Here is a 17,626-nt window from a genome sequence, read left to right on the forward strand (position 1 = left end):
GCAGGAACACGTGTTCGAATGCCATTCCACAATCGGGTGAACACGCAGGTCAGCGGCCCTATGGCACCGTGCGCGCACACTCTCTCTAGTGCGCACCACGCGCCCAGCAACCACCTGCGCAACCGGCGCTCGACGCACGCAGCAGGGGGGCATGTGCCGGGTCGCCGAAGGTGAAGCCGTGCCACCCCAACGCAACCGCCGCCCGCCCACGCAACGTAACCACCGCCCAAAACAAACGCACCCGGCAGGCGTTGACGAGCCGGCTCAAAGCTCCCAGCTGACGAACGCCCCGTCGTCGATCGACCCGCCCGCCTTCTTGTAGGTGGCCTGCGCGGCCGCGTCCCCCGCCGCGGTACCGGTCCACATCGCGTAGCAACCCCGTTCGGCGGCAAGGGCTTTGAGCGCCTCCACCAGCGCCGTGCCAATACCGCGGCGCAGGAACGCGTCGTCCACCCCGAGCTCGTAGAGGAACATCTCGGTGCCCTTGTCGGGGTGTGTCGTCTCCACTCCGGACACGAAGCCGACCGGCTGGTCGCCAACGTAGGCGATCAGCAGATGGCTGTGATCCTGCGCCAGGAAGCGGGACGTCGCGTCCGGCAGCGGCGGCGCGTCGAACAGGTGCGCGGCGGCGAACACGTCGTCGGGGGTGGCGGCGCGGCGGATCTTCATACCGCCAGGCTAGGTGAACTTTCCGGAACAGGCCCGAAGGCGCGTCAGCGGTCCTCCACGACGGCGGGCAGCTTGCCGTTCTTGACCAGGTCGGCCAGCGAGGCGTGGTCGGCCTCGGTCTGGTCCGCGTAGTCGAAGGCGTACTTCGCGAACGCCTCGTCCAGGTCCTCACCGCCGCCGTTCTGGAAGTACCCGGCGAGCAGGCGCGGATCCAGCGACCTGGTGTGCGCGCGGGCCAGCAACGCGCCTGCGAAGCGGCCGTAGTCGTCGAGGTCGTCGCGCTTCAGGGTCGTCGCGTCGATCTCGCCCTTGCGGTTGCGGAACTGCCGCACGATGAACGGCCGGCCCTCGATCGTCGTCCAGCCCAGCAGGATGTCGGACTCGGCCTGCACGAGCCGCGCGCCGTGGACGATCCGCTTGCCCTCGTGCTTGGCGGGCTCGACGTCCAGGAACGGCTGCAGGGCCGAGGTGCGGGCTTCCTTGGCCTGCAGCACCAGTGCCTCGGAGCCGTTGCCGTGCAACAGGATGAGGTAGTTGCGCAGGCCGACGCTGCCGGTGCCGACGACGCGGAACGCCACGTCCGACACGCCGTAGCGCATGATCAGGTTCGTCCGCGACTCGCGCAGAGTGTCCACGTAGGACGGCAGCGCGGCGATCACGGCCTCTTCGGTCTCGGGGGAGACGTCCGTGAACGTCGGCGGGTTCGTGATGAACCGCCACTTCTCGCCGTCGTGCGCCGTCCACTTGGCGGCGAAGCGGGCGCTGGTGTTCTTGCGCGACTTCTCTGCGGCCTTGGAGAAGTCGTTGAGCAGGTCGTCAGCCTTGACCTTCGACAGCGTCGACTCGTCGCCCAGAGCCGTCCACGAGTCCATGAACGGGATCTCCGCGAGGTGCCTGATCACGTTGCGGTACGCGCGCACGGCGTCCTCGGCGGCGTCTCGGCACCCCTTGTCGGACACGCCGCCGACCCGGCCCGCCAGCACCAGTGACGCGACGAGGCGCTTGAGATCCCATTCCCACGGGCCCGGCAGCGTCTCGTCGAAGTCGTTGATGTCCATGACGATCTGGCCCTCGGGCGTGCCGTAGAGGCCGAAGTTCGCTGCGTGTGCATCACCGCACAACTGAGCGTGCAGGCCGGTCGAGCACCCGGCGGCGAGATCGCCCGCCTGGAGTCCGGCGGCGCCGCGGAAGAACGCGAACGGGTTGGCGAGCATCCTGCCGATCCGCAGCGGGATCAGGTGCTCCAGCCGCCCCTCGTTGCTGGCGTGCATGAACTCCAGGACGGTCGGGCGCGAGGGCGCCAGCGACACCGCGCGGTGCGCCTTGAAGTCCACAGAGGACCTCAGCGCGCGGCCTCGCGCGTAGACCTCCTCCGGCTCAGTCCATCTGCCCAGTGCGACAGCGGCCTCAGCACGCACCCGTTCACCCATACGAGCAATGATGCCTGCGGCGGACGAGCCAGATGGACCGTCCGCCGCAACTGTGACCTAGCGAGGCGGGAAAATCAGCCCAAATCGGGACGAACAACCTCCGCGATCGCCCGCACGCCCAGGTCGATCTCGTCCCGAGTGATCACCAGCGGGGGTGCGACGCGCAACGTGGTCGCCTGCGTCTCCTTGCACAGCACGCCACGTGCGGCCAGCGCCTCGGAGGCGGCGCGGCCGACCGGCCCGCCGGGGGAGATCTCGACGCCGGCCCACAGCCCGCGGCCGCGGACCTCGGCGATGCCGTGCCCGACCAGCTTGTTCAGCTCGGCGTGGAGGTGGTCGCCCAGTTCGCGGGAGCGCTCCTGGAACTCGCCGGTCTCCAGCAGCCGCACGACCGCACGGCCCACCGCGCACGCGAGCGGGTTGCCGCCGAACGTCGACCCGTGCTCACCCGGCTTCAGCACGCCCAGCACCGCGCGTGAACCGACCACGGCGGACACCGGCAGGATGCCGCCGCCCAGCGCTTTGCCCAGCGTGTAGAGGTCGGCGCGCACACCCTCGTGATCGAGGGCGAACAGCGCGCCGGTGCGGCCGAGCCCGGACTGGATCTCGTCGGCGATCATCAGCACGTTGTGCTCGTCGCACAGGCGGCGGATCCCGGGCAGGTAGCCGGCGGGCGGTACGACCACGCCGGCCTCGCCCTGGATCGGCTCGATCAGGATCGCGGCCGTGCGCGGCGAGATCGCGGACTCGATCTCGTCGAGGCTGCCGTACTTGACGACCTTGAAGCCCGGCGTGAACGGGCCGAAGTCGTTGCGGGCGGTCTCGTCGGTCGAGAACGACACGATCGTCGTGGTGCGGCCGTGGAAGTTGGATCCCGCGACGATGATCTCCGCGGTGCCCTCCGGCACGCCCTTGACCTGGTAGGCCCACTTGCGCGCCACCTTGATCGCGGACTCCACGGCCTCGGCGCCGGAGTTCATCGCGAGCACCATCTCGGTGCCGGTCAGTGCCGCGAGCTCACGGCAGAACAGGCCGAACTGGTCGTGGTGGAACGCGCGGCTGGTCAGCGTCACGCGGCCGAGCTGCTCGACGGCGGCGGCCACCAGGGCGGGGTGGCGATGACCGAAGTTCAGCGACGAGTAGCCGGACAGGAAGTCCAGGTAGCGGCGGCCTTCGACGTCGGTGACCCACGCCCCCTCGCCGTGCGAGATGACCACCGGCAGCGGGTGGTAGTTGTGCGTGCTCCACTCCTCGTCGAGAGCTACGTAGTCAGCGCTGGTGGTGGTCTGGTGCTCAGCGATGGCTGTCATCCTCCAAGGCTAAGGGGCCGAACAAGCGATTTCAGCCGCGAAGTGTTGCGAACGACCGTTAAACGTTGCGTAGATTCACTGAACAGTGGGTGATCTTTGCGCAACAGGCGGGCCAGACGGTTCATCGCTACGCTCGGTTGATGGCGAAGAAGTCGGTTCGTGAAGCTCTGCGACTCGATGAGGTGGATCTCTCCACCCTCGACCCGGCCGGCCGCCCGGTCGGCCCCAAGAACAAGAAGGAGGCGGCCGAGGACCTCGCCACCACCGGGGCAGAGCTGGACGGCCTGCAGGAGGCGTTGTACGCGGAGAACTCTCGCGCGGTCCTGCTCGTGCTGCAAGGTATGGACACCTCCGGCAAGGGCGGCGTCGTCAGTCACGTCGTCGGCCTGGTGAACCCGCAGGGTGTGCGCATCGCGTCGTTCAAGAAACCGACTCCCGCCGAACGCCGTCAGCACTTCCTGTGGCGCATCAAGAAGGTGCTGCCGGAGAAGGGGCGCATCGGCGCGTTCGACCGCTCCCACTACGAGGACGTGCTCGTGCCCAAGGTCGAGCGTCTGCTCACCGCCGCCGAGATCAAGAAGCGGTACCAGGAGATCAACGCGTTCGAGAAGGAGCTCGCGGACAGCGGCACCACGGTGATCAAGTGCTTCCTGCACATCTCGCCCGAGGTGCAGAAGGAACGGCTGCTTGCCCGTCTGGACGATCCGAAGAAGAACTGGAAGTACAACCCGGCCGACATCGACGTGCGTTCCAAGTGGTCCAAGTACCAGGACGCGTACACCCGGGCGTTGAAGAACTGCTCGGACGCGCCCTGGTACGCGATTCCCTCTGACCGCAAGTGGTACCGGAACTGGGCCGTGAGCCGGTTGCTGCTGGAGACCATGCGCGAGATGGACCCGAAGTTCCCGCCGCCCGTCTACGACATCGAGGCCGAGAAAGCCCGGTTGATCGCCCACGACCCGTTGCGCTGAGCGCAATCTTCGTTGCGGCTATTGCCTGACTGTAACGGTCTAGGCCACTGTGGGCTGCGCCGCCGTTGAGTATCCCGGAGGTGTGGACGTGGGTGTGGACCGGCGACGATTTCTCGGAGCCATGGGTGTGGGAGCTGGACTGCTGATGACCGGAGGGACCGCGCAGGCGGCCGCGACGCGGAGAGTCTTCTTCGGCGCCTACACGACGTGGAGCGGTGGCGCCAAAGGCATCGGCATCGGCACCTACGACACGGCGAACGGCCAGCTGAAGACGACCGGCGTGATCGGCGGCGTGGTGAACCCGTCGTTCGTGATCGAGTCGCGCGACGGCCGGTTCCTGTACGCGGTCAACGAGATCAGCAAGGGCGAGGTCACGGCGATCAACGCGGGCTCGCACAAGGTGATCAACAAGCAGCCGACCGGCGGCGCGGACCCGTGCCACCTGACGCTCGACCCGTCGGGGAAGTTCCTGATCACCGCGGACTACTCGTCCGGCTCGCTCAGCGTCTTCCCGGTCAAGGCCGACGGCAGCCTCGGCGCGCGCACGCAGAAGGTGCAGCACAAGGGCTCAGGGCCGGATCCCTCGCGTCAGGAGGGTCCGCACGCGCATCACATCGTGTTCGACCCGGCGGGCAAGCACGCGCTGGCGGTCGACCTCGGTGCGGACTCGGTGTTCGTGTACTCGTTCACCGGCGGGAAGCTGACGCTCGTCTCGACGGCGAAGTTCAAGCCGGGCGCCGGGCCGCGCCACATCGCGTTCCACCCGAACGGCAAGACCGCGTACGTCGCGAACGAGCTGGACTCGACGATCGTGTCCTGCGCTTACGCGGACGGGAAGCTCACGCCGGGTCAGGTGCTCAAGACCGCGCCGCCCGCGACCGTGCGCAACTACCCGGCCGAGGTGCTGGTGTCCGGTGACGGGAAGAACGTGTACCTGTCGAACCGCGGGCACGACAGCGTCGCGCACTTCGCTGTCAACGGGGCGGAGCTCGCGCTGGTCGGCCACACACCGGCCGGCGGCAAGTACCCGCGGCACATCACGCTGGACCCGTCCGGGCGATTCCTCTTCGCGGCCAACCAGAACTCGAACCTGGTGACGTCGTTCGCGGTGGACGCCGTGACCGGCAGGCTGACACCGTCCGGCACGCCGCTCAAGACCGAGATCCCGGTGTGCGTGCTGCCCACCCGACTGGGTTAACGCCCTTCAAGTCGATCGTCCACAGTGGTACTCCGGCCTCATGGGTCTCATGGCTGGAGTACTGGCAGTTGCGTTGATGGCGCCCGCACCGGTCGCACCGGAGTACGTCGCACTCGGCGACTCCTACGCGTCCGGCGCGGGTGCCGGTTCCTACTCGGGCGGCTCGTGCCGTCGCAGCGCGAACGCCCATCCGGCGTTGCGCGGCAAGGACTTCCCGTCGTTCCGGTTCGTGGCGTGCAGCGGGGCGACCACGAGGTCGCTCAAGCCGCAGTTCAAGGCGCTCAGCCCGGCGACGACGCTGGTCACGGTCACCGTCGGCGGCAACGATCTCGGGTTCGCCGACGTGATGACGACCTGCACGCTCAAAGGTGACAGGGCCTGCGTCTCGCGAGTCGCCAAAGCGGTGAAGTTCATCCACGAACAGCTGCCCGCACGGCTCGACGCCACCTACGCCACGATCAGGAGCTCCGCGCCGGCGGCCGAGCTGGTCGTGCTCGGCTATCCGCGGTTGTTCACGCCGAACGACAGGTGCAGGACGCTCTCGGCCGCCAAACGTGCGGCGCTCAACGGCGCCGCGGACCAGCTGTCCGAGGTGACCGCGGCGGCTGTGGCACGGGCCGGTGCGCGCTATGTCGACGTGAGGCAAGCGTTTGCGGGGCACGGCGTCTGCTCCGGGGAGCCGTGGATCAACGCGCTGGTCAGCCCGACCGACGACTCCTACCACCCCAACAAGGCCGGTCAGGCGGCGTACTTCCAGGCGTTGACAAGCTCGCTTTGGTAAGTTCAGACTTACCGTTCGTGGGGACTTACCAAGAGGCCTTCGCGGCGCTCGGCGATCCGACCCGCCGCGAGATCTTCACGCTGCTCGCGGCCAGGCCGCGGGCGGTGGGGGAGATCGCCGCCGAGCTCCCGGTGTCGCGGCCGGCCGTGTCCCAGCACCTCAAGGTGCTCAAGGCGGCACGGCTGGTCCGCGTCGAGGCCGAGGGGGCCCGGCGGCGGTACTCCGTGGACCACGTGGGGGTGGCCGCGATGCGCGACTACCTCGACGACGTCTGGGGCCAGGCGCTCGCCAACTTCGCTGCGGTGGTGGAGGAGACATGACGGAAGTCAGGCGATCGGTAGTGGTGAACGCGGGCGCCGACCACGCGTTCAAGGTGTTCACGGAGAAGTTCATGACGTGGTGGCCGCCGGCGCACCACATCGGCGATGCGGACCTGAAGGACGTCGTCGTCGAACCGCGCGAAGGTGGGCGCTGGTACGAGATCGGCACCGACGGCGCCGAGTGCGACTGGGGTGCGGTCAAGGCCTACGAGCCGCCGGCACGGCTCCTGCTGGCCTGGCACCTCAACGGTGACTGGGACTACGACCCGGACCCGGCGCGGGCATCCGAAGTGGAGATCACCTTCACGCCCGAGGGCTCCGGCACCCGCGTGGAGCTGGTGCATCGCAACTTCGAGCGGCACTTCACCAAGCCGGAACGGCTGCGTGAGGGCGTCAGCGGCGAAGGCGGCTGGGGAGGAATTCTGCTCGGCTTCCAGCGGGCGTTCGTGTGATCATGCCCCGGTGAATTCGTTGAGGGAGGTCACGGCCACCCGGTACGTGACGCCGTTCCGAGAGGGCGGTTCCATGCCGGGGCTGGTCGAGGCCGACGACCTGGGTATGTACGTGGTCAAGTTCCGCGGCGCCGGACAGGGCGTGAAGGTGCTCGTCGCCGAGATCATCGTCGGCGAGCTGGCGCGGCGGCTGGGCTTCCGGATACCCGAGATCGTCCTGGTGCACCTCGACCCGGAGCTGGCACGCGCGGAACCCGACCAGGAGGTCCAGGAGCTGCTGCGGGCCAGCGGCGGCCTCAACCTCGGCCTCGACTACCTGCCCGGCTCGTTCGACTTCAACCCGATCGTGCGCGACCCCGGCACCGAGCTCGCGACGCAGCTGCTCTGGTTGGATGCCCTGGTGCTCAACGTGGACCGCAGCTGGCGCAACCCGAACATGTTGCTGTGGCACCGCGACGTGTGGCTGATCGACCACGGCGCCTCGCTGTACTTCCACTACTCGTGGAGCCCGGAGAAGCCCGCCACGAAGGACTTCCGGTTCGACCCCTCGGACCACGCGATGCTGCCGAACGCGGGCGCTCTGTCCGAAGTGGACGCCGAGCTGTCCGCCAGGATCACGCCGAAGCTGCTCGACGAGGTCCTCGCACTCGTTCCCGACGAGTGGCTGGAAGGTGATCCGGTGGAACTCCGCCAGCGTTACAAGGACTTCTTCACCCACCGCCTCGCCCACCGCGGCTGGGTCGACTCGCTGGAGGCCGCGCGTGCCGCACGTGTTTGAGTACGCGCTGCTGCGGGCTGTGCCGCGGCAGGAGCGCGGCGAGTTCATGAACGTCGGCGTCATCGTCTACTGCGCCGCACTGGACTTCCTGTGTGCGAAGACCTATGTGGACGGTGATCGGCTGCGGGCGCTGGACCCGCGGCTGGACGTGGAGATGCTGGAGACGTCGCTGAGGCACCTCACGAACTCGTGCGACGGCACGCCCGACGCCGGGCCGGTCAGCAGGACAACGGTTGGGCAACGGTTCCGCTGGCTGACGGCGCCGCGCAGCACCATCGTGCAGACCTCACCTGCGCACACGGGCTTCACCGAAGACCCGTTGGCCGAGGTCAACCGGCTTTTCGAAGCGCTGGTGCTGCCACCCCGGTAGGTTCGTCGCAACCTGAAGGGGCGCGTCGCGTCCCTAGTTGCAAAGCGAATCTAAAGCGATCGGGGTTGGCGACACATGAGCGCTGGGTATCACCACGGCTACCAGCAGCCGCGGCGTCCCATGCCGCCGCAGCGGCCGATGAAGAAGAAGAGGCGTCCTGGACGCGTCGTTCTGGTGCTGCTGCTGGTCCTGCTGCTGGCCGTCGTCGGATTCGGCTTCTACGTAGACTCGACGCTGAAGCGGATCGACGCGCTGCCCGACTACCAGGGCCGTCCTGCCGAGACGCCGGGCACCACCTGGCTGCTCGTCGGCTCCGATGCTCGCGACGGACTGACGCAGGAGCAGAAGGACACGCTCGCCACCGGTGACGCGGCCGGCCGGCGCACCGACACCATCATGATGCTGCACCTGCCGGACAACAGCGCCGCCAAGCCGGTGCTGCTGTCGATCCCGCGTGACTCGTACGTCGCGATCCCGGGCAACGGTCGCAACAAGGTCAACGCGTCGTACGCGTTCGGCGGGCCGCAGCTGCTCGTGCAGACCGTCGAGGGCGCGACCGGCGTGCGGATCGACCACTACATGGAGATCGGCTTCGGCGGGTTCTCCGACATGGTCGACGCGGTCGGCGGCGTGGACATCTGCCTCGACCAGCCGATCAAGGACCCGCTGGCCGGCATCGACCTTCCCGCCGGTTGCCAGGAGCTCGACGGGCCGCAGGCGCTCGGGTTCGTGCGGACCCGTGCGTTCGCGACCGCCGACCTGCAGCGCGTGCAGAACCAGCGGCAGTTCCTGTCGGCGCTCTTCACGAAGGTCAAGAGCCCGGCCACGCTCGCGAACCCGTTCCGCGTGATCCCGCTGATGAACGCGGCGTCCGGCTCGGTGTCGGTCAACGAGGACGACCACGTGTGGCACCTGGCGAGCGTCGCGCTCAACATGGGTGACGCGACGAGCGGCACCGTGCCGGTCGGGTCCACGCCGACGGTGCCCGGTGCGGGCTCGGTCGTGCAGTGGAACAAGGAGAAGGCCTCGCAGCTCTTCGACCTGATCAGCAAGGATCAGCCGGTCCCCGCCGAGCTGATCGCCCCTCCGAAGTAACTACTCGGCGGGCTCGGAAGTGGGCTCCGAGCTTGTCAACCCGGCCTCCTGTGCGATCTCCTCGAGTTCGCGCAGGAGGTCGTCGTAAATCGGTGTCGTGGACATCGTCTAGCCCCCTCGTTCTGGATCTTCCCCCGTTCAGGTGACGGGAGCTTACGCCCCTGTACCCGTTCTTCTCGCGTCATATGCCTGTGAGACGCTAAATGTTGGCTAACGCCACCTCTTGACCAGGCAATATGTGTGCCAGCCACATGTTGGGCACGCCGCGTGACGCCTACCGTTTCCGGTCATGTCGAGTGTCACTGGTCACACCGCGCTGGTCACCGGAGCCGCGAGCGGCATCGGCCTGGCCTGCGCCCGCGCCTTGGCCGATGCCGGCGCGAAGGTCCATCTGGTCGACCTCGATCCCGGCGTGCGGGACATCGCCTCCGAGGTCGGTGGGGTCGGGCACGTTCTCGATCTGACGTCCTCGGTCTCCGCGTTGCCCGCCGAGGTCGACGTGCTGGTCAACAACGCAGGTGTCCAGCACGTCGCACCGATCCACGAGTTCCCCGCCGAGCGCTTCTCGGCGATGGTCGAGCTCATGCTGGGGGCGGCGTTCCGGCTCACCCGGCACGTTCTGCCGCACATGTACTCACGTGGCTGGGGCCGGTTGGTCCACATCTCCAGCGTGCACGGACTGCGCGCGTCCGCGTTCAAATCCGCTTACGTCGCCGCGAAGCACGGCCTTGAGGGGTTCTCCAAGGTCGCGGCTTTGGAGGGCGCGCCTCACGGCGTGACGTCCAACTGCGTGGCCCCCGGGTATGTGCGGACTCCCTTGGTGGAAAAGCAGATCGCGGACCAGGCCCGTGTGCACGGCATCTCCGAAGCGGATGTCTCCGGGCAGATCTTCCTGCAGCGCACTGCCGTCAAACGGCTGATCGAGCCTTCCGAGGTTGCGGACGCCGTGATGTGGTTGTGCGACAACAGTTTTGTCACAGGCACGTCGTTGGCCGTCGACGGCGGCTGGACCGCTCAATGAGGAGTTGTCGATGATCAAGAAAGTGGTAGGCGCGTCGCTCATCGGAACAACTGTCGAGTGGTACGACTTCTTCCTCTACGGCTCGGCAGCCGCCCTGGTGTTCAACAAGCTGTTCTTCCCGACCGCGGACCCGCTGACCGGCACGCTGCTCGCGTTCACCACGTACGCCATCGGGTTCCTCGCCCGGCCGCTGGGCGGTCTGGTGTTCGGCCACTACGGCGACCGCTTGGGGCGCAAGAAGTTGCTCGTGTTGTCGTTGCTGCTGATGGGTGGCGCGACGATGCTCATGGGTGTGCTGCCGACGTACGCCGCAGTCGGTGTCGCGGCGCCGTTGCTGCTCACGTTCCTGCGGCTGGTGCAGGGCTTCGCATTGGGCGGTGAGTGGGGCGGGGCCGTGCTGATCGTGTCCGAGCACGGTGATCCGGCGCGGCGCGGCTTCTGGGCGTCGTGGCCGCAAGCCGGTGTGCCGTGCGGAAACCTGCTGGCGACGGGCGTGCTCGCGGTGCTGGCGGCGGTGCAGTCGGACGCGGACTTCCTGGCGTGGGGCTGGCGGATCCCGTTCCTGCTCTCTGGTGTGCTGGTCGTGATCGGCCTGTGGATCCGGCTGACGGTGTCCGAGTCGCCGATCTTCCTCGCAGCCCAGGAGAAGGCGGCGCAGCAGAAGGAGCCGGCGCTGGAGAAGGCGCCCGCGCTGGAGCTGCTGAAGCACAACTGGCGCGAGGTGCTGATCGCGATGGGCGCGCGGTTCGCCGAGAACGTGTCGTACTACGTGATCACGGCGTTCATCCTCGTCTACGTGGTGACCGGGCTCGGGCTGTCGAAGTCGGTGGGGCTCAACGCGGTGCTCATCGCGTCGGCCGTGCACCTGGTGACGATTCCGGTCTGGGGTCACCTGTCGGACCGGTTCGGGCGGCGGGTGATCTACCTGGTCGGCGCGGTCGGCATGGCGGGGTGGATCTTCGCGTTCTTCGCGCTGCTCGACACGAAGGACCCGGTGCTGATCACGGTGGCCACGACGGTCGGACTCGTGCTGCACGGTGCGATGTACGGGCCGCAGGCGGCGTTCTTCTCGGAGCTCTTCGGGACGCGGGTGCGGTACTCGGGTGCGTCGGTCGGCTACCAGCTGGCGTCGATCGTGGCCGGTGCGCTGGCCCCGTTGATCGCGACGGCGTTGCTGCAGGCGTACAAGTCGTCGTTCCCCATCGCGATCTACGTGGTGATCACGTGCGTGATCACGGTGGCGGCGATCGCCCTGGCGCGTGAGACCCGTGGTGCGGATCTGGAGGAACGTGACAGGGTTGGGGTGTGACACGACGGCGTGAGGCCGAACTGGCGGCGTTGTTCGAGACCGCGTCCGAGCTCGCGGGCATGCGCGACCCGGACGCGGTCCTCCGCTCGATCGTGCGGAGGGCACGAACCCTGCTCGGCACCGACCTTTCGTACCTGACGATGAATGACCCGGCCGGCACCTACATGCGGGTGACGGACGGGTCGGTCTCGCCGTTGTTCCAGAAGGTGCGGCTGGGGCTCGGCGAGGGCCTGGGCGGGCTGGTGGCGCAGACCGCCAGCCCGTACGCGACGTCCGACTACTTCGCCGACGCCCGGTTCAACCACACCAGGCCGATCGACTCGGCCGTGCGGGACGAGGGCCTGGTGGCGATCCTGGGTGTGCCGCTGAAGCTCGACGCCAAGGTCATCGGCGTGCTGTACGCGGCCGATCGGACCTCGCGGGAGTTCCCGCCGGAGGAGGTCGCCCTGCTGTCGTCGCTGGCCGACCACGCGGCGATCGCGATCGACACCGCGTCGTTGTTCGCGACGATCCAGTCGCACAACGAGGCGATGAAACGGGCGGAGGAGGCGCACGACCGGCTCACGGACCTGGTGCTGCGCGGCGGGTCGTCGGCCGAGGTCGCGGCGGCCGTGGGAGAGCTGCTCGGCGGGCCGGTCGACGTGCTGGAAACCGTGCCTTCCCAGGCGGTGCGGGCCAACGGACGCGCTGTGCTGTTCGACGGCGTGTGGGTGTGCGCGGTGCTGGCGGGCTCCGAGCTGCTGGGCGGGATCACGTTGTCCGGGCGGCCCGACCTGCCGGACGCGGACCGGCGGGTGTTCGAGCGGTCGGCGGCGGTGACGGCGTTGCTGTTGCTGCTGCGGAGAACCGTGGCGGAGGCGGAGAACAAGGTCCGCGGCGAGCTGATCACCGACATCCTCGACGGTCGGGACCCCGCCGGGTTGCAGGCTCGGGCGCGGCGGGTCGGGGTGGAGCTGAAGGACCCGCACGTCGTGCTGGTGGCGGACGGGAACCTGTCCGCCGCAACGCACTACGCGTCGGTCCACAGAGGACTTGCCGGGTCCCGCGGGCGTGACGTGGTGCTGGCGTTGCCTTCCGCCTCCACGCACGTCGCCAAGGACGTGGCTCGGGCACTGGACGCGACGGTGGGCGCGTGCGGGCCGGTCGTCGGGCCGGTGGCCATCGCGGCGGCCTACGAGGAAGCGCGGCGGTGTCTGAGAGCGTTGCGGCAGCTGGGGCGGGAGAAGGACGCCGCGACGATGGACGACCTGGGATTCGTCGGTGTGCTGCTGGGCGATCGTGCGGACGTCTCCGGGTACGTGCGGTCGGTGCTGGGGCCGGTGCTCGACTACGACGCCGAACGCGGCACTGAGCTGGTGCACACGCTGGAGGTCTACTTCCGGTGCGGCGCGAACCTGAGTCGTGCCAAGGCGGAGCTGCACCTCCACGTCAACACGGTCACGCAACGGCTCGATCGAGTCTCGTCGTTGCTCGGCGACTGGCAGACGCCGGACCGTGTGCTGGAGGTGCAGCTCGCTTTGCGCCTACTTCGTCTGCAGGGATAGCACCGCGTCCCCTGCGGGGGCGTCGGAGTTGCCGAACGGCTTCGCGATCGCCATGTAGACGAGACCGATGCCGACCACCAGAGCGCCGCTCAGGATGACGACGTAGTTGTCGTACCAGGGCGCGCCCGGCGTGCGCGGCCACACCATGTTGACCATCGCCGCGACGCCGTACGCGAGCGCCAGGACGTTGATGACCACGCCCCAGCGGCCGAGCGTGAACTCGCCGGACGGCACCCAGCCCTTGAGCCTGGCGCGCAGTGCCGCGAACACGACCATCTGGAAGCCCAGGTAGATGCCGAGCGTCGCGAACGACACGATCTTGTCCAGCGCGTTCGTCGACAGCATCGACGCGAACACGATGACCACCGGGATGACGCCGGCGAGCGCCAGCGCGTACGGCGGGATGTGCCGCTTCTGGTTGAACTTCGCGAGTGCCCTGTGCCCGAACAGCATCTTGTCGCGGGCGTAGGAGTAGGTCAGCCGGGATGCCGCTGCCTGCAGGGACATCGTGCAGGACAGGAACGAGATCAGCACGACCGCGATCACGATCTTGTACCCGACCGGGCCGAACGCGTTGGTCAGGATGTTCGTGACCGGGTCCGCGTCCTCGCCGCTGATGACCTTGCCGAAGTCGGGCACCGCGAGCAGCAGCGACAGGCACGCGAACGTGGCCGCCGCGCCGCCGATGTAGATGGTGCGGCGCATGGCCTTCGGAATGACGCGGCCGGGGTCCTTGACCTCTTCCGCGGTGTCACCGCAGGCCTCGAAGCCGTAGTACTGGTAGAGACCGATGATGCCCGCCGCGAAGAACGCGGGCAGGTAGCTGCCCGGTTCGCCCGCGCCGAAGTTGTCGAACAGCACGCCCAGGCCGTGGACGCGGTTGTCGACCAGCAGCCAGATGCCGACCGCGAGCGCACCGACGATCTCCGCGGCGAACCCGAAGATGGCGGCCCAGCTCAGCACCTTCGTGCCCGCGTAGTTGATCAGCGTGGACACCACGATGATCGCGATCGCGCACAGCACGGTGTTGCCGACGGTGGCGGTGTAGCCGAGAAGCGTTGCCAGGTAAGGGCCCGCGCCGTAGCTGACGGACGCGATGGTGACCAGCAGGGCGATCATGTAGACCCAGCCGGTCATCCACGCCCAGCGTTTGCCCCACAGGCGGCGTGCCCACGGGTAGACGCCGCCCGCGACCGGGTACTGCGCGACGAGCTCGCCGAACACGAGCGCGACCAGGAACTGGCCGACGCCCGCGACGACGAAGCTCCAGATCATCGGCGGACCGCCCAGGGCGAGGGCGGTGCCGAACAACGTGTACGTGCTGACCACGGGGGAGAGGTAGGTGAAGCCCAGCGAGAAGTTCGCCCAGGGACTCATGTCCCGCTTGAACTCCGACGTGTAGCCGAGATCCTTGAGCCTGTCGGCCTCGGTGAGCGCGGCCGGTGTCCGAGTGGCTGTCATCCGGCCGCCCCCTTGATCAGATCTGCGGCTCGTTCTCCAATCATGAGAACCGTGACCATCGGGTTCACGGTCGGCATCGTGGGGAACACGGACGCGTCGACGACCCGGAGGCCCTCGAGTCCGATGACCTTCAGGTCACCGTCCACAACGGACCCGATAGCGCAGGTGCCTGCCGGGTGGTAGACGGTGTGGGCGGCTTTTCTCCCGTACTCGGACAGCGCCTCGTCGCTCGTGACGTCCGGGCCGGGCGCGATCTCCCGCTTGAGCCACGACTTCAGCGGCTCCTGCTCGGCGATCTTGCGGGCGATCTTGAAGCCGTCGACCAGGGTCTGCTCGTCGTAGCCGTCGGGGTTGGTGAAGTAACCGAAGTCGAGCGCCGGCTTCTCGGCGGGATCGCTGGACTTCAGCCACAGCTTGCCCTTGCTGTGCGGCCGCGGGATGTTCGGCGTCATGCACACCCCGTGCTCCACCTTCGGGTAGCCGAGGCGTTCCGTGTTGGTGGTGAACGGGATCTGGTAGAAGTGGAACATCAGGTCCGGGCGCGGGTCGGAGGAGTCGCGCCGGATGAAGAGGCCCGCGTCGGAGTCCATCACCGAGTTCTCCGGCAACGGTTTCGTGGTCTCCCACACGATGACCGACTCGGGGTGGTCGAGCAGGTTCTCGCCGACGCCGGGCAGGTCGTGCCTGGGCTCGATGCCGATGCTGCTCAGGTGCTCGGCGTCGCCGATGCCGCTCAGCATCATCAGGCGCGGGGTGTCGATGGCACCCGCGCAGAGCAGGACCTCTTTGCGGGCCTCGACGTAGCCCTTGTCGGTGTGCACGCCGATCGCGCGCGTGCCGTCGAACTCGATCCGGCCGGCCCACGTGTTGAGCAGCAGGGTCAGGTTCTTGCGGCTGCCCAGGATCGGGTGCAGGTAGGCGGTCGACGCGCTCGACCGCTGGTTGTTCTTCTCCGGGTGGTAGGCGATGGAGAAGAAGCCGACGCCGTCCTCGAACGGCTCGGCGTTGAAGTTGTCGATCTCCGGGACGCCCGTGGCCTTCTGCGCGGCGGCGACGAAGTCCCTGGCGATCGGGTTCCGGTCCTTCTCCTCGACCGGGATGATGTTGAGCGCGACCCTGTCGTAGTACGGGCCGATCGCGTCCCACGTCCAGCCGTGGCCCCAGTCGTCGAAGTCCTGGGGCAGCGGGTTGAAGCAGATCAGCGTGTTGTGGCTGGAACAACCGCCGAGAACCTTCGCGCGGCTGTGCCGGATGTGCGAGTTGCCGCGCGGCTGCTCGACCGTGGGGTAGTCGTAGTCGTACTCGGTCTCCAGCAGGTTGATCCAGTTGCGCAGGTTGAGGATCTTCTCGTCGCCCACGTCGGAAGGACCGCCCTCGATGACCGCGACCGTGACGTTCTCGTCTTCGGTGAGTCTCGCGGCGAGCACGCAGCCCGCCGTTCCGCCGCCGACGATCACGTAGTCATATGCGGTCACTGGGAATCCTTTCGCGCGAACCAGTTCTGTGCTGCGGGCTTGAGGTTCTGGTAGACGTGCTTGGGCTCGGTGTACTCGTGCAGGCCCGCGGTGCCGAGCTCACGGCCGACACCGGAGCGCTTGAAGCCGCCCCACTCGGCCTGCGGCAGGTAGGGGCCGAACTCGTTGATCCACACCGTGCCGTGGCGGAGCTTCTTCGCGACGCGCTGGGCCTTCTCGAGGTCCTGGCTCCAGACACCGCCCGCGAGGCCGTAGTCGGTGTTGTTGCCGAGGAACGTCGCCTCGTCCTCGGTCGTGAAGCGTTCGGCGGTGATGATCGGGCCGAACGTCTCGTCCTGGACGAGCTTCATGTCCTTGTGGCAGTCCGCGTAGACGGTGGGACGGAAGAAGAAACCGTTCTGCAGCTCGGGTTCGTCCGGCCGCCTGCCGCCCGCCTTGAGGGTGGCGCCCTCCTGCTGGGCGATCTCGATGTATCCCTCGACCTTGGCGCGGTGCTCGGCGCTGACGAGCGGCCCGGACTCGGTGTCCTCGTCGAAACCGTTGCCCAGCTTGATGAGATCCGCCCGGCGCGCGACCTCGTCGACGAAGTCGTCGTAGATGTCCGTGTGCACGATGAGCCTCGTGCCGGACGAGCACACCTGGCCCGCGTGGAAGAACGCGGCGGTGAGCGCGTAGTCGACCGCGGTGTCGATGTCGGCGTCCGCGAAGACGATGTTCGGGTTCTTGCCGCCGAGCTCCAGCGCGACCTTCTTCACGGTCTTCGCGGCCGAGGCCATGATCCGCTGCCCGGTGGCGAGGCTGCCGGTGAACGAGACGAGGTCGACGTCCGGGTGTTCGCTCAGCGGCGCGCCCACTTCGGGGCCGGTGCCGAGGACGAGGTTCGCGACGCCGTCGGGCAGTCCGGCTTCCTGCAGGAGCTCGAAGAGCTTGATCGTCGTGAGCGGCGTGATCTCACTCGGCTTGCCCACCAGCGTGTTGCCGGCGAGCAGGGCAGGGGCGATCTTCCAGGAGATCTGCAGCAGCGGGTAGTTCCAGGGCGCGATCAGGCCGCAGACGCCGACCGGTTCGTAGTCGATGCGGCTGATGACGTCGGGCGGGGTGCCCTGCACGACCTTCGGGTGCAGCAGGCCGGCGAGGTTGCCGTAGTAGCGGAACACGGCGACGACGTCGTCCACGTCGATGCGGCTCTCGACCAGCGTCTTGCCGGTGTCGAGCGTCTCGGTGCGGGCGATGTCCTCCTTGTCGCGCTCCAGCAGGTCCGCGACCCTGTTCAGCACGGCGGCGCGGTGCTCGGGGCTCGCGTGCGGCCAGTCGCCGTGGTCGAAGGCGTTTCTGGCCTTCGCGATCGCCTGGATCGCCTGTTCGCGGGTTTGGTCCTCGATCTCGGTGAGAACACTCTGATCGAAGGGGTTGATGATCTGCCGCACCGGCGACACTGACTG

17 protein-coding genes are annotated in these 17,626 nt (G+C 68.0%); 11 read left to right on the plus strand and 6 right to left on the minus strand.

The genetic code is table 11. The annotated features are described in order from the left end of the window. Positions 1-264 precede the first annotated feature (264 nt). From C8D87_RS42360 to rocD, 3 genes are all read right to left on the minus strand, one after another. Positions 265-669 (minus strand): GNAT family N-acetyltransferase, encoded by a 405-nt coding sequence (locus tag C8D87_RS42360; RefSeq protein WP_109638961.1) that lies wholly within the window; start codon positions 667-669, stop codon positions 265-267. Between the two features lie 44 nt (positions 670-713). Beyond that, complete coding sequence (locus C8D87_RS42365) at positions 714-2,099, minus strand: DUF2252 domain-containing protein (RefSeq protein ID WP_112232102.1); 1,386 nt, start codon at positions 2,097-2,099, stop codon at positions 714-716. A 74-nt stretch (positions 2,100-2,173) separates the two neighbouring features. Next, positions 2,174-3,409, minus strand: a complete 1,236-nt coding sequence (gene rocD / locus C8D87_RS42370) for an ornithine--oxo-acid transaminase (protein ID WP_112232104.1) — start codon at positions 3,407-3,409, stop codon at positions 2,174-2,176. A gap of 140 nt (positions 3,410-3,549) precedes the next feature. Here rocD and C8D87_RS42375 point away from each other — a divergent pair, with 140 nt between their 5' ends. The 11 genes from C8D87_RS42375 to C8D87_RS42425 all read left to right on the plus strand — a co-directional run bounded on the left by C8D87_RS42375 (position 3,550) and on the right by C8D87_RS42425 (position 13,248). Next, on the plus strand, positions 3,550-4,380 hold the full coding sequence (locus tag C8D87_RS42375; protein WP_112232253.1) for a PPK2 family polyphosphate kinase: 831 nt from the start codon (positions 3,550-3,552) through the stop codon (positions 4,378-4,380). A gap of 145 nt (positions 4,381-4,525) precedes the next feature. Continuing rightward, complete coding sequence (locus C8D87_RS42380; RefSeq protein WP_233442546.1) at positions 4,526-5,578, plus strand: lactonase family protein; 1,053 nt, start codon at positions 4,526-4,528, stop codon at positions 5,576-5,578. Between the two features lie 49 nt (positions 5,579-5,627). Then, the gene (locus C8D87_RS42385) at positions 5,628-6,359 is read left to right on the plus strand and encodes an SGNH/GDSL hydrolase family protein (protein ID WP_233442547.1); all 732 of its coding nucleotides are present in this window, start codon (positions 5,628-5,630) and stop codon (positions 6,357-6,359) included. A gap of 17 nt (positions 6,360-6,376) precedes the next feature. Next, on the plus strand, positions 6,377-6,679 hold the full coding sequence (locus tag C8D87_RS42390) for an ArsR/SmtB family transcription factor (RefSeq protein WP_215732644.1): 303 nt from the start codon (positions 6,377-6,379) through the stop codon (positions 6,677-6,679). Then, positions 6,676-7,131: an SRPBCC family protein gene (locus tag C8D87_RS42395; protein WP_109638955.1), complete on the plus strand. Its 456-nt coding sequence runs from the start codon at positions 6,676-6,678 to the stop codon at positions 7,129-7,131. The genes C8D87_RS42390 and C8D87_RS42395 overlap by 4 nt, the downstream gene beginning before the upstream one ends. Positions 7,132-7,141: 10 nt before the next feature. Next, on the plus strand, positions 7,142-7,909 hold the full coding sequence (locus C8D87_RS42400; protein ID WP_112232109.1) for a HipA family kinase: 768 nt from the start codon (positions 7,142-7,144) through the stop codon (positions 7,907-7,909). Beyond that, complete coding sequence (locus tag C8D87_RS42405; protein ID WP_112232111.1) at positions 7,893-8,279, plus strand: DUF3037 domain-containing protein; 387 nt, start codon at positions 7,893-7,895, stop codon at positions 8,277-8,279. Before C8D87_RS42400 ends, C8D87_RS42405 begins: the two co-directional genes overlap by 17 nt. 75 nt (positions 8,280-8,354) lie before the next feature. After that, on the plus strand, positions 8,355-9,374 hold the full coding sequence (locus tag C8D87_RS42410) for an LCP family protein (protein WP_109638952.1): 1,020 nt from the start codon (positions 8,355-8,357) through the stop codon (positions 9,372-9,374). A gap of 289 nt (positions 9,375-9,663) precedes the next feature. Further along, entirely contained in the window at positions 9,664-10,395 is a 732-nt protein-coding gene (locus C8D87_RS42415; protein ID WP_109638951.1) for a 3-hydroxybutyrate dehydrogenase, read from the plus strand. Between the two features lie 10 nt (positions 10,396-10,405). After that, a complete protein-coding gene (locus C8D87_RS42420; RefSeq protein WP_109638950.1) occupies positions 10,406-11,704 on the plus strand; it encodes an MFS transporter in 1,299 nt (432 codons plus the stop codon). Next, on the plus strand, positions 11,701-13,248 hold the full coding sequence (locus tag C8D87_RS42425; RefSeq protein WP_233439954.1) for a helix-turn-helix domain-containing protein: 1,548 nt from the start codon (positions 11,701-11,703) through the stop codon (positions 13,246-13,248). Before C8D87_RS42420 ends, C8D87_RS42425 begins: the two co-directional genes overlap by 4 nt. Here the strand turns inward: C8D87_RS42425 and C8D87_RS42430 are convergent. The 3 genes from C8D87_RS42430 to C8D87_RS42440 are packed head-to-tail and all read right to left on the minus strand — an operon-like array spanning position 13,228 to position 17,620. Continuing rightward, the gene (locus tag C8D87_RS42430) at positions 13,228-14,709 is read right to left on the minus strand and encodes an APC family permease (RefSeq protein ID WP_109638949.1); all 1,482 of its coding nucleotides are present in this window, start codon (positions 14,707-14,709) and stop codon (positions 13,228-13,230) included. The two genes, C8D87_RS42425 and C8D87_RS42430, sit on opposite strands and share 21 nt — an antisense overlap. Next, positions 14,706-16,184: a GMC family oxidoreductase gene (locus C8D87_RS42435; protein WP_109638948.1), complete on the minus strand. Its 1,479-nt coding sequence runs from the start codon at positions 16,182-16,184 to the stop codon at positions 14,706-14,708. Before C8D87_RS42435 ends, C8D87_RS42430 begins: the two co-directional genes overlap by 4 nt. Then, a complete protein-coding gene (locus C8D87_RS42440; RefSeq protein ID WP_233439952.1) occupies positions 16,181-17,620 on the minus strand; it encodes an aldehyde dehydrogenase family protein in 1,440 nt (479 codons plus the stop codon). The genes C8D87_RS42435 and C8D87_RS42440 overlap by 4 nt, the downstream gene beginning before the upstream one ends. Positions 17,621-17,626 lie beyond the last annotated feature (6 nt).

This window comes from Lentzea atacamensis (assembly GCF_003269295.1).
Classification (GTDB): Bacteria; Actinomycetota; Actinomycetes; order Mycobacteriales; family Pseudonocardiaceae; genus Lentzea; species Lentzea atacamensis.